Annotated in this window: 10 protein-coding genes; 3 read left to right on the top strand and 7 right to left on the bottom strand. The window is 63.6% G+C overall.

Features of this window, described 5'->3' with window-relative positions; all coding sequences use genetic code 11:
- Window positions 1-46 precede the first annotated feature (46 nt).
- Together glnA and FJ430_RS21285 are read right to left on the bottom strand one after the other, a co-directional pair.
- Window positions 47-1,456 carry a type I glutamate--ammonia ligase gene (gene glnA / locus FJ430_RS21290; protein ID WP_140646263.1) on the bottom strand — a complete coding sequence of 470 codons (1,410 nt, stop codon included), beginning with the start codon at window positions 1,454-1,456 and terminating at the stop codon, window positions 47-49.
- A 46-nt stretch (window positions 1,457-1,502) separates the two neighbouring features.
- Window positions 1,503-1,841 (bottom strand): P-II family nitrogen regulator, encoded by a 339-nt coding sequence (locus FJ430_RS21285; protein ID WP_018428041.1) that lies wholly within the window; start codon window positions 1,839-1,841, stop codon window positions 1,503-1,505.
- A 349-nt stretch (window positions 1,842-2,190) separates the two neighbouring features.
- On the opposite strand from FJ430_RS21285, the gene FJ430_RS21280 reads away from it, so the two are divergent.
- Together FJ430_RS21280 and FJ430_RS21275 are read left to right on the top strand one after the other, a co-directional pair.
- Window positions 2,191-3,708, top strand: a complete 1,518-nt coding sequence (locus FJ430_RS21280) for an NAD(P)H-hydrate dehydratase (RefSeq protein ID WP_140708982.1) — start codon at window positions 2,191-2,193, stop codon at window positions 3,706-3,708.
- Window positions 3,705-5,711: a hypothetical protein gene (locus FJ430_RS21275; protein WP_140708848.1), complete on the top strand. Its 2,007-nt coding sequence runs from the start codon at window positions 3,705-3,707 to the stop codon at window positions 5,709-5,711. The genes FJ430_RS21280 and FJ430_RS21275 overlap by 4 nt, the downstream gene beginning before the upstream one ends.
- Window position 5,712: 1 nt before the next feature.
- Here FJ430_RS21275 and waaF read toward each other — a convergent pair whose 3' ends face one another.
- From waaF to FJ430_RS21255, 4 genes are all read right to left on the bottom strand, one after another.
- A complete protein-coding gene (gene waaF / locus FJ430_RS21270; protein ID WP_226891816.1) occupies window positions 5,713-6,786 on the bottom strand; it encodes a lipopolysaccharide heptosyltransferase II in 1,074 nt (357 codons plus the stop codon).
- A 6-nt stretch (window positions 6,787-6,792) separates the two neighbouring features.
- Window positions 6,793-7,734, bottom strand: a complete 942-nt coding sequence (locus tag FJ430_RS21265; protein WP_140708850.1) for a glycosyltransferase — start codon at window positions 7,732-7,734, stop codon at window positions 6,793-6,795.
- A gap of 58 nt (window positions 7,735-7,792) precedes the next feature.
- Window positions 7,793-9,325: an acyl-CoA carboxylase subunit beta gene (locus FJ430_RS21260; protein WP_140708852.1), complete on the bottom strand. Its 1,533-nt coding sequence runs from the start codon at window positions 9,323-9,325 to the stop codon at window positions 7,793-7,795.
- A 64-nt stretch (window positions 9,326-9,389) separates the two neighbouring features.
- Entirely contained in the window at window positions 9,390-9,737 is a 348-nt protein-coding gene (locus tag FJ430_RS21255) for a hypothetical protein (RefSeq protein ID WP_140646259.1), read from the bottom strand.
- Between FJ430_RS21255 and FJ430_RS21250 the strand changes: the two genes are divergently transcribed.
- Complete coding sequence (locus tag FJ430_RS21250) at window positions 9,736-11,160, top strand: DEAD/DEAH box helicase (RefSeq protein ID WP_140708986.1); 1,425 nt, start codon at window positions 9,736-9,738, stop codon at window positions 11,158-11,160. The two genes, FJ430_RS21255 and FJ430_RS21250, sit on opposite strands and share 2 nt — an antisense overlap.
- A gap of 72 nt (window positions 11,161-11,232) precedes the next feature.
- Here the strand turns inward: FJ430_RS21250 and FJ430_RS21245 are convergent, their stop codons facing one another.
- Complete coding sequence (locus FJ430_RS21245; RefSeq protein WP_140708854.1) at window positions 11,233-12,222, bottom strand: alpha/beta hydrolase; 990 nt, start codon at window positions 12,220-12,222, stop codon at window positions 11,233-11,235.
- Window positions 12,223-12,284: the final 62 nt, after the last annotated feature.

Raw genomic sequence — 12,284 nt, 5'->3', positions numbered from 1 at the left:
CAGCGTTTTTTGCGCCGGGGTTTTTCCTTGTGGCTTAGGCGATCGCTCACACCGAATAGTACATGTCGTACTCGACGGGGTGCGGGGTCATTTCGAAGCGCATGACCTCGGCCATCTTGAGCTCGATGTAAGAGTCGATCTGGTCGTCGTCGAAGACACCGCCGGCCTTCAGGAAGCCGCGATCCTTGTCGAGGCTCTGCAGCGCTTCGCGCAGCGAGCCGCAGACGGTCGGGATCTTTTTCAACTCCTTCGGCGGCAGATCATAGAGGTCCTTGTCCATCGGCTGCCCCGGATGGATCTTGTTCTTGATGCCGTCGAGACCGGCCATCAGCATGGCGGCGAAGCCGAGATAGGGGTTCGCGCCCGGATCGGGGAAGCGGACCTCGACGCGCTTCGACTTCGGCGAGTTGCCGAACGGAATGCGGCACGAGGCCGAGCGGTTGCGCGCCGAATAGGCGAGCAGCACCGGCGCCTCATAGCCGGGCACCAGACGCTTGTAGGAGTTGGTGAGCGGGTTGGTGAAGGCGTTGATCGCCTTGGCGTGCTTGATGATACCGCCGATGTAGAACAGGCAGCTCTCCGACAGGCCGGCATATTCGTTGCCGGCGAAGGTCGGCTTGCCGCCCTTCCAGATCGACTGGTGGACGTGCATGCCCGAGCCGTTGTCGCCGAACACCGGCTTCGGCATGAAGGTGGCCGTCTTGCCGTAGGCATTGGCGACCTGGTGCACGACATACTTGTAGATCAGCATCTTGTCGGCGTTGCGCACCAGCGTGTCGAACTTGATGCCGAGCTCGTGCTGTGCGGCGGCGACCTCATGGTGGTGCTTTTCGACCCGCACGCCCATTTCGGCGAGCACGGTCAGCATCTCGGAGCGCATGTCCTGGCAAGAATCGATCGGCGGCACCGGGAAATAGCCGCCCTTGATGCGCGGACGGTGGCCGAGATTGCCGGTCTCGTAATCGGTGTCGTCGTTGGACGGCAGTTCGGTCGAATCCAACCGGAAGCCGGTGTTGTAGGGGTCGGCCTTGTACTTGACGTCGTCGAACACGAAGAACTCGGCCTCCGGGCCGACATAGATCGTGTCGCCGATGCCTTCGGACTTCATATAGGCTTCGGCCTTCTTGGCGGTGCCGCGCGGATCGCGGTTATAGGCTTCGCCCGAGACCGGATCGAGGATGTCGCACAGGATGACCATGGTCGACTGCGCGAAGAACGGATCCATGTGGACCGTATCCGTGTCCGGCATCAGCACCATGTCGGACTCGTTGATCGCCTTCCAGCCGGCGATCGAGGAGCCGTCGAACATGACGCCGTCGGCAAACATGTCTTCCTCGACCTCGACGACATCCATCGTCACATGTTGCAGCTTGCCCCGCGGATCGGTGAAGCGCAGGTCGACGAATTTCACGTCGTTGTCCTTGATCTGCTTCATGATGTCTTTGGCTGTCGTCATGTCATTTCTTCCCTGTGTGATGACGTCCGGAATGATTGAAGGTCGGTCAGATGGCGTCGATGCCGGTCTCGCCGGTACGGATGCGCACGACTTCCTCTATGTTGGAGACGAAGATTTTTCCATCGCCGATCCGGCCGGTCTGCGCCGCCTTGCGGATGGCCTCGATGGCGCCTTCGACGGCCTCGTCGCCGAGCACCACTTCGATCTTCACCTTGGGCAGGAAGTCGACGACATATTCGGCGCCTCGATAAAGCTCCGTGTGTCCCTTCTGGCGGCCGAAACCCTTGGCCTCGGTGACGGTGATGCCTTGCAGTCCGGCCTCCTGAAGCGCTTCCTTCACTTCGTCCAGCTTGAATGGCTTGATGATCGCTTCGATCTTTTTCATGTAAAAAGTGGCCTCCACTGCCAAGAAGACGGGTTGTGTGGCCCGCTTGCGCCTCCATCAAGCACGAACCGTGCCAATCCTGAGGAGCGCAGGCGGCGAGGGGCGTTTTCGAGCCCATGCTGCGTCCGGATGCACATTCGCGTCATCCGCTGCATCGGATGCGTCATGGACGCCCAAATCCTATACATCGCTCCTCCTCACCTCTGCACAAAAAATGGGCAGACAGCGCAACTTGCAAGCAGAACCCCTCTCGGACGCGACGGCATGTGCAAGATAATGCCGCAATCGCGCTGGTTTGCTTCGAACCGAAAACTGGACAATGCTTGATCGTATGGAGATCGGCAATCCCATGCACAATGAACTTCTATCGCCGGCCGAAATGGCCGAGGCCGACAGACTGGCAATCGCGGCCGGTCCGCTCGACGGCTATCGCTTGATGCAACGTGCCGGGGAGGCGGTCGCTGCCGTCGCGCTGGCGCGTTATCCGGCCGCAACGAGGGTGCATGTGTTGTGCGGCCCCGGCAACAATGGCGGCGACGGCTATGTCGTGGCGCGGCTGCTGGCCGAGGCGGGCGTGGATGTAGCTCTGTGGACATCCGGCGAACCGCGGGCAGGCAGCGATGCCGCGCTTGCGGCGGCTGACTGCACTCTGGAACGGCACCTGCTTTCGGCCTTCTCCGCGGAGGCTGGCTCGCTGGTTGTCGATGCGATCTATGGCGCAGGCTTGTCGAAGCCGCTATCCGGCGACGCCAAAGGCGCGGTCGACATCGTGACGGCGATGAACCTGCCGGTTGTCGCGATCGACCTGCCTTCGGGCGTCTCCGGCGAAAGCGGCGAAGTCCTCGGCCCGGCATTTCGCGCGCTCCTCACGGTGACGTTCGCGCGAAAGAAGCCCGGGCACCTGCTTCTGCCGGGCCGAGAGCGATGCGGCGAGATTGTGTTGGCCGACATCGGCATTCGTGACGAGATTATCGACGCTGTCGCGCCGCGAGCCTTCGAGAATCGACCCGCGCTCTGGATCGCGACCTTTCCCGCGCCGGCCGTCGACGCGCACAAATACAAGCGCGGCCACACGAGCGTCTTTTCGGGCGGCCCATCCGCGACGGGCGCGGCGCGCCTTTCGGCGCTTGCGGCAGCCCGAAGCGGGGCAGGGGCTGTCACCGTGCTCTCGCCGGCGAACGCCATGCAGATCAACGCGGCGCATCTGACCTCGATCATGCTGCGCAAGGTCGATGCGATCGAAGATGTGCATGACCTTATCGGCGATCGCAGACCATCCGCCTTCGTCCTCGGCCCCGGTTTCGGCATCGGCGACAAGGCGCGCGATTTCACCCTTGCCGTGCTCGCCAAGAACCGCCAGGACGGCGGCGTCGAGGGCCTCGTGCTCGACGCCGACGGCATCACGTCTTTTCGCAACGCGGCCGCGACGCTGTTCGAGACAGCCGGCAGGGCTGGCGCGCCGGCCCTGATCATGACGCCACATGAAGGCGAGTTCGGCAGGCTGTTTGCGGACATTGCGGGTGACAAAGCTCTGTCCAAACTGGCCAAGGCGCGCGAAGCTGCGCGACGCGCCAACGCAGTGATCGTCTACAAGGGCGCCGACAGCGTGATCGCCTCGCCGGATGGCCGCACCGCGATCAACAGCAATGGCGCGCCCTGGCTCGCCACCGCCGGCTCGGGCGACGTGCTGGCGGGCATCATTGCCGGGCTTCTCGCGCAAGGCATGCCGGCCTTCGAAGCGGCTTGCGCCGGCGTCTGGATCCACGCCGAGGCCGGCAGCCGTTTTGGGCCGGGTTTGATAGCCGAAGACCTGCCTCTGGCCATGGTGCCGGTTCTTCGCGAACTGGCGGAGAGCGCGGTCCGATGAAACGGCTGGTGCTCTCTATCGTAGTCCTTCTCCTGGCTCTATCCGCTACGCAGTCGGCGCGCGCCGCCGACCGCCCGATCATCATCGTCGACGACCCGCGCATCCTCGCCACGCTCGACGCCAGGGGATACGGTTTCGCCGGCCTGTTCGGCGTCGACGGCAGCGACGACCTGAAATCCCTCTACGATGAGGCACCCGCCTACCACGCCATCGTCGACACGGTGGCCGGCGATGTCGCCGCGTTGCGCGGCGAAATGAAGGCTGGCGGCCGCACTCTCTATGAAGTGACCGACGGCAATGTCGGCCGCATCATCGACATGCGCTGGCTGAAGACGAACGCGGCGCGCTTCCGCCTTGTCGGCGTCGTCAACCGGCTCGACCGGCGCGACTTCGCAGCACTTGGCAACGAGACGAGCTGCGGCGAGGTGCGGTTCATCTATCGCCTGGCCTACAGCTTCAAGAAGAACGGCAAGCAACTGGCCTCGCGCCTGCCGTTCAACTTCAGCGCGATATACCGCGTCGCTCAAGACGCCGATGGCGGCTGCGTGGGCGCTGCCGGCCGCTGGACGCCGCAGCTCGACGAAACGGTCGATGCCGGCTGGCTGACCGGCGGGCCGCTCGAGAAGACTAACCTTTCCTTCAAGCAGCTCGAGCTCAACGCGCAGGTTGTGCGCTTTCCTTCCGGCCAGGAAACCGAGTTCGGCGGGCAGGCCGCTTACCTGATGCGCATCTTCGGCATCGATGGTTCGGCGGTCGGCGAGAAGCCGCTGGAAAATACGCCGGACACGGCCCGGCTTGCCGAGGATGCTGAGCTCAAGGCACGGCTTGCCGACTATGTTCGCGCCAGTGCCGCGGCCGTCGATCTCGGCGTCTACGAAATCCCGGATGAATTTCTCGCCCGGAAAGTCATCTCCTGGTCGACCTTCGGCAGCGCCAGGCAGGCCAATCATCCGTTCACGCCGTTGTTCGACCCGAAGGACTTTGCCGGGCTCGACTATTCCAATCTGAAACTGGTACGCACGCCGGAAGCTCTGGTCGAGCGACTCGACAACGGCGCCTGCCAGGGCTGCCATCAGGCGGGCTCGACCGCCGGCTTCCATTTCATCGGTCTGGACGACGCCACGACCTCACCGTTGAACCGCCTTGAGGTCGGCATCTCGCCGCATCTGCATGCCGAGATCCCGCGCCGCGAGGCGTGGCTCAAGGCGACCGCCGAGGGCAAGGAGCCCAACCGCTTCCGCCCGCTCTCCTTCGCCCCGCCAGCCGCCTGGAAAGATGCAGGAGAGGTCGATTACACGCCGGCCGAAACGGCGATGCCATGCCTGATGCCGGAAGACGCAAGTCGCTTCGGCGGCACCTGGCAATGCGGCGCCGGCACGGTTTGTATGCCGATCGCCACCGCTTCGGGCGTAAGAACCAAATTGGCGCAATGCCTGCTGCCCAGGGAGAGCGACAAAATATTTTCCGGCCACCCATGCCTGACCGGAACTATCGCCAGCAACAGCGCACAGCCTTTCAACGACCGCTACAAGATCACCGGCCAGTTCGCTGCCTTCGCGCCGGCGATCTCGCGCACCGCCTATACCTGCCGGCCGCCGAAGATCGGCGTTCCAGGCGGCTTCGCCTATCGCGCCTGCGATGACAAGGATCGCGCCTTCGCCGCCTTCAAACCCGGCAAGCCGATGCCCAGCGAGATCTGCGGACTGGTCGGCGGCAAGAAGTTCGACATCTGCGTGGCCACCAACAATTTCGACCAATGTCTCGGTGGCGCCGTCAACCACGGCAACCGCCCGGCGTGCTCGGCCGATCATTTCTGCCGCGAGGACTATATGTGCCAGTCGCTGGCGGCGGACACGCCGGGCGCCGGCAAGGTCAAAGGCATAGGTTTCTGCTCGCCGACCTATTTCATTTTCCAGATGCGCATCGACAACCACGCGACGCCATGGGCGACCACGGCTCACGCGAGCACGGGTGCGGGTTTCGGAGCGGCGGCCGAGGAATAAGTCAGGCGAATTGCGGCGCGTTTTTTCGGATCGCTGCCGCGAGCGCCTCGCGAACCCTGTCTTCGGTCACCGCGCGCGTGTTCTCCACCCAACCCGGCGTCGAAATCGGCGGCTCGAGGAAGATCACCTGCCCGTTGACCGGACCGTGCACATAGGCTCGGTTCGAACCGTAGATGAGCACGCACGGACCGCCCAGCGCGCCGGCGGCATGGGAAATGCCGCCGTCGACGCCGAGAAAGACGGTCGAGGCCGCGATCTGGCACATCGCTTCCGCAATATCGGGTGTGGAGGTGAAATCGATCGCCTCAGGCAGTCGCGCCTTTATTTCCGCCGCGGCCTGCCGCTCGCGCGGCCCGCCGATCAGCCAAACCGACCAACCGCGGGCAGCATGGTCGCGCGCGATCGAGACGAAGCGTTCGATCGGCCATGAGCGCTTGTTGGCAAAATCCGAAGTGTAAAGCGCGAGCGCCGGCCTGTCCGGGTCGACGCCATTGCGCCGACGCCAACCGGAAAGCTCCTCGGCGGAGACCACCAATTGCGGAGCCGGCAACGGCCCGTCTTCGGCTGGCCTTTTGCCGAGACGTGCGATTGCGCAGACCTGTTCCGCCAGCCGCGTTTTGCGCGGGCCGAAGGCCACCATCGCTTTCAGCCAGCCGGCGGGCAGGCGGTTGACGATGCCGAACTGGAACTCGCGCGGATAGCCAACGCGCTCCGGTATTCCGGCAAGCCACGGCACCAGCGAAGCTTTGGTGCTGCTGGTGAGCATATAGGCCGCCTGATAATCCTCTTCGCGCAGTTTTCGCGACAGGCGCGCCCGCTCTTTCAGCCCTGGCTTCCAGTCCTTCTCCGCTATCCAGACCTTGCGAACATGCGGCATCAGCCGCGCCAGCGGCGCGGCGATCCTCGAGGTGATGATATCGATCGGCTGCCCCGGGGATCTCTCGGCGATGATCTGGATAGCCGCGTGGCAGCGGATGAAGTCACCGATCGCCGGCAGACAGAAAACCAGGATGGGGCGCAATGCGCGATACCTTCTCGATCCGGAACGGCCATCGCCGACGGGAAATGCCTGCATGATTTGTCACGGAAGCGCTTCGCCATCAAGAATGCGGTGGTAGAGCTCGACATAGGCTTTTGCGGCCTTCTCGATCGGAAACCTGTCTGCCGCGGATTCGCGGCATCTTTGCGCTGGCAAACCGCCAATTTCGCCGAAGCCGCGCGCAAACTCCTCATCCGTGTCGAAGAAACGGCCGGTGTCGGCATCGACGGTTTCGGGCAGCGCGCCGCGTGCCGTCGTGAGGACCGGCGTGCCGCACAGCATCGATTCGACCGGCGCATTGCCGAATGGCTCTTCCCACGAAATCGGGTTCAGAAAGGCCTTGGTCTCGCCCAGCAGGCGCACCTTCGGTTCGCCATCGACCATGCCGTGATAGCGGAAGCGGGACGACAGGCTTTTGAAGAAGACACCCTCGCGGCGGGTCTTGCTGCGGCCCAGCAGCTTCCAGCGCGAGCCGCCGGCGATATCGAGCTTGAAATCGTATTTTTTCGCGAGGTCCACCGCGCGGTTGAGACCCTTTCCGGCCCGCGCGATGGCCGCCATGAAAAACAGATGTTCGTTCTTCGACGGCGCCAGGCGATAGGCATCGACCGGAAAGCCGTTGTAGACGAAGGTCTTGCGGCCATGCAGCTCGGCATGGCGGGCGCTGATGAAGCTCCAGTTCGGCTGCGGCCTCGGATAGTCCGGCAGGTGGCCGCGCTCGGTATTGAGCGTCGGAAAGGGCACCTCGACCTTCCAGGCATGGAGATGGACGATGTCAGCGTCCTTGGGAACGGCCGCGCGGCACTCGTCATTGGTGACCGCGTGGCGGACCTCGCACATCGGATGCGACGACCCCGGGCCGGCGATCAGCGTCACCTGATGCCCCATCTTGACCAACTCCGTGGTCAGCCATTCGACCTGCCGCTGGATGCCGCCATAGCCCTTGCACGGAATAAGGCCCTGGGCCGCAAGTGTTATTCGCATTTCGTCTCCGCGCTCATGCTAGCGGTTGTTTTCCTCTCGGCTGATGGAGGAGGCATTCTCACAGCGGAATGTTGTCGTGCTTCTTCCAGGGATTCTGCATGTCCTTGTTGCGCAACATGCGCAGCGCCCGCGCGACGCGGCGCCGGGTCGAATGCGGCATGATCACCTCGTCGACATAGCCGCGTTCGGCGGCGACGAAAGGCGACAGGAAGCGATCCTCGTAAGTCTTTGTATGCGCGGCGATTTTCTCTGGATCGCCGATGTCCTTGCGATAGATGATCTCGACCGCGCCCCTGGCGCCCATCACGGCGATCTGTGCCGTCGGCCAGGCATAGTTCATGTCGCCGCGCAGATGCTTCGACGCCATCACGTCATAGGCGCCGCCATAGGCCTTGCGGGTGATCACGGTGATCTTCGGCACGGTCGCCTCGGCATAGGCGAAGAGCAGCTTCGCGCCATGCTTGATCAGCCCGCCATATTCCTGCGCGGTGCCCGGCAGGAAGCCCGGCACGTCGACGAAGGTGACGATCGGAATAGAAAAACAATCGCAGAAGCGCACGAAACGCGCCGCCTTGCGGCTGGCGTCGGAATCGAGCACACCTGCCAGCACCATCGGCTGGTTGGCGACGAAGCCCACCGTGCGGCCGTCGACCCGGCCGAAGCCGGTGACGATGTTTTTGGCAAAGCTCTGCTGGATCTCGAAGAAATCGCCTTCGTCGGCAACCTTCAGGATCAGTTCCTTGATATCATAGGGTTTGTTGGCATTGTCCGGGATCAGCCGGTCGAGCGACAGGTCGTGGTCCGTCACCGACTGGTAGCACTCGACCTCGGGAATTTCGGCGGTGTTGGAGGCCGGCAGCAGATCGACCAGCCGGCGCATCTGTAAGAGCGCCTCGACGTCGTTGTCATAGGCGCCGTCGGCGATCGAGGACTTGGTGGTGTGGACGGATGCGCCGCCGAGGCTTTCGGCGGTCACCGTCTCGTTGGTCACTGTCTTTACCACGTCCGGCCCGGTGACGAACATGTAGGAGGTGTCGCGCACCATGAAGATGAAATCGGTCATGGCAGGCGAGTAGACGTCGCCGCCGGCGCAGGGACCCATGATCAGCGAGATCTGCGGAATGACCCCGGAGGCAAGCACATTGCGCTGGAAGATCTCCGCATAGCCGCCGAGTGCCGCCACGCCTTCCTGGATACGCGCGCCGCCGGCGTCATAGAGGCCGATGATCGGCGCGCGATTGCGCAGCGCCATCTCCTGGACCTTGATGACCTTCTCCGCATGCGCCTCCGACAGCGAGCCGCCGAACACGGTAAAATCCTTGGCGAAGATATAGATCGGGCGACCGTTGACGGTGCCCCAGCCGGTGACGACGCCGTCGCCGGCGATCTTGGTCTTCTCCATGCCGAAATCGGTCGACCGGTGCTCGACATACATGTCGAACTCTTCGAACGAGCCCTCGTCGAGGAAGACCTCGATACGCTCGCGAGCGGTGAGCTTGCCCTTCTTGTGCTGCGCCTCGATGCGGTCCTTGCCGCCGCCCATGCGGGCAATCTCGCGGCGGCGCTCGAGTTCCTTCAGCACGTCTTTCATCGCTGGTCCCCAAAACGGATAAGTGATTTGTGGTAATCGCCAGGATAGGGGAGCGCAAGCGCCCTCATTTTTGTTGCACTGCAACATGAAGCCCCTTGCATTTCGGGCCGGACTCGGCCATATGCAGCGGCATAGGCGCTTGGGCCGGGAACGAATCCGGCCTTCTCGACGAATGAGACTGGTTGCGTCTGTTTTCCCTCTTTCCGGCAAATCGGCCCTGGTCGATCGGCAAGCTGGCGAAAAAGCCCCGAGGCATGATGCTTGCGGGCACGACAGCGCAGCCGCGCGGACGATCGTCCGCCGCCTTGTCGTTCCATGATAATTTATCCGACGGCAGGTTGCGCCCTGCCGCCATTGATGTTTGCGGCCACAAGGCCGCGTGAAAGAAGAATATTTTGACCAACGAAAACATGGCGGAACTGAATGGTTTCGCCGCACTTGGAATTTCGGGCGCGTTGCTGAAGGCCACTCATGCCGCCGGCTTCGCCGATCCCAAGCCGATCCAGATGCAGGCGATCCCGCCGCAGTTGGAAGGCCGCGACATTTTTGGCATCGCCCAGACCGGCTCCGGCAAGACCGCGGCCTTTGCGTTGCCGATCCTGTCCAAGATCATCGGGCTCGGCACCAAGCGCCGGCCGAAGACGACGCGTGCGCTCATCCTGGCGCCGACGCGCGAGCTCGCCGTGCAGATCGAGGACACCATCAAGATCCTCGCCAAGGGCGCGCATGTCTCGACCGCGCTGGTGCTCGGCGGCGTCTCGCGCTTCAGCCAGGTGAAGAAGGTTGCGCCCGGCGTCGACATTCTGATCGCCACGCCCGGCCGCCTGACCGACCTGGTGCGCGAGGGCGACCTTATCCTCGCCGACACCAAATGGCTCGTCCTCGACGAGGGCGACCGCATGCTCGACATGGGCTTCATCAACGACGTCAAGCGCATCGCCAAGGCGACCGCGCCGGACCGCCAGACGGCACTGTTCTCGGCCACCATGCCCGATGAGATCGCAGAGCTTGCCAAGGGCTTGCTGAAGAACCCCGTCCGCATCGAAGTTTCGCCGCAAAGCACCGCGGCAGTCGAGATCGTGCAGAGTGTGGTGCTCGCCCGCACCAAGCAGAAGCGCCAGGTGCTGTCCAAGATGCTCGCCGACGAGGCAATGCGCTCGGTGATCGTGTTCTCGCGCACCAAGCATGGCGCCGACCGCGTCACCAAGGACCTGGCCCGTGACGGTTTCGAGGCTGCCGTCATCCACGGCAACAAATCGCAGAATGCACGCCAGAAGGCGCTCAACGATTTCCGCGACGGCTCGGTTCGCATCCTGGTCGCCACCGACATCGCGGCACGCGGCATCGACGTGCCCGGCATCAGCCATGTCGTGAATTTCGACCTGCCGGACGAGGCGGAGAGCTACGTCCACCGCATCGGCCGCACCGGCCGCAACGGCAGGGACGGTATTGCGATCACGCTTTGCGATCCTTCGGAGAACGCCAAGCTGCGGCAGGTCGAGCGTATCATCCGCATGAAGCTGCCGGTTGTTGCCGACCATCTCGGCAGCCCGGATCCGCAGCGCGACCCCAGGGAAAAGACCGAGCGTCATTTCGAACCGGCCAATGATCGCGAACATCACGGCGCCCGTCGCGATGGCCGCCGCCCTGGCAACGGTGGCGACAACAAGCGTTTCGGCGGTAAACCTCATGGCGAACGCGCTCCGAAGCCGCAGGGCGAACGCCCGGCTGCCGCCAAGCCGAATGGCTCGAGCAAGCCTGACGGCTTCAAGCGCTTCAAGGGCAACAACAAGCGCCGCTTCGGCGGCAAGCGTCCGGCGAACCGGGCCGCTTAAGCCCAGCAGAACCACGCGAACAGGAACGGCCGGAGCGATGCTTCGGCCGTTTTTCATTTCACTGGCCCGAGTTCACTGGCCTGACTGCTGCTGCATCAGCGCCTTCACCCACACCACGATGCGCTGGGTGAGAAAGGCCGTGGTCTGCGGCGACAGCACATCGCCGGCGATGACGTGATTGTCCGGATCGCCGGTATCGTCGACCGGCACCAGCTCGTGCTGAGCTCCCCAGCGTCCGGCAATCTCGCGCGTCCGGTCGGGTCGCACCACCTTGTCGGAATACGAGAAGATGAACAGGGCCGGGATCGTCGCCTTCTCGACCGGCGCGCCATAAGCGAGTTCCGTGAGCGCGGCCATCGGCAGCACCGCCTTCATCGGATATCTGGTGGTCCAGAATTTTTCGTGGAGCGCGTTGCGCGGGGGGAAACTGCGCTCCTTGCCGCCAACGAGATCGGCGAGTTGCCCGCCCCAGGGCATGGTCAGCAACTCGGCGCCGGAGGCCTTGACGCCGAAGTTGGGCGATATGAACGCGATCGCGGCGACATCGTCCGAAGCGCCCGGCTGCGTTGCGGCCCACGCCGCGAGCGAGCCGCCGGTCGAGGTCCCGATGACGATCACCTTGTCGCCGATGGCGCGGCCGATGGCCAACGCCTCCTCATAGTCGTTGATCCAGGCATTGACGCTGCCTTGCGCCATTGCCGCGCCGTCCTGACCGTGACCGGTCAGGCGCGTGTAGAAGAGGTTGGCGTCCAGTTCATCCGCAATGTCGTCCGGCAAGGGGCGGACCTCGCCCTTCGAGGCGGAAAAGCCATGGATATAGACGATGGCCAAGGGCGTCTTGGCATGGACCATCGGGTTCGCCCAGATGATCTCCTTGTCGAGCCCGTCGCGGATGTGGGGCACGGCAGCCTCTTCACGCGCCAGATAGGCCTGCGGATCGTCGCCGATCGCCGACGGATTGAAACGGATCGTCGTATCGACCGACACGCGTGGGCCAAGGACGAAACCGGCGACCAGGACGACTGCAAGGCCAAACACTGCAAGCACGATCCGCCGCCCCATTACAGTCTCCAAGCAATGATTCTCAACCTATGGCCGTCCCCGCCGGCAGGCAATTGCCGTTT

Source organism: Mesorhizobium sp. B2-8-5, from assembly GCF_006440675.2.
GTDB lineage: Bacteria > Pseudomonadota > Alphaproteobacteria > Rhizobiales > Rhizobiaceae > Mesorhizobium.
The sequence above is the reverse complement of the archived record's forward strand: the minus strand, read 5'-3'. Positions and strand labels throughout refer to the sequence as shown.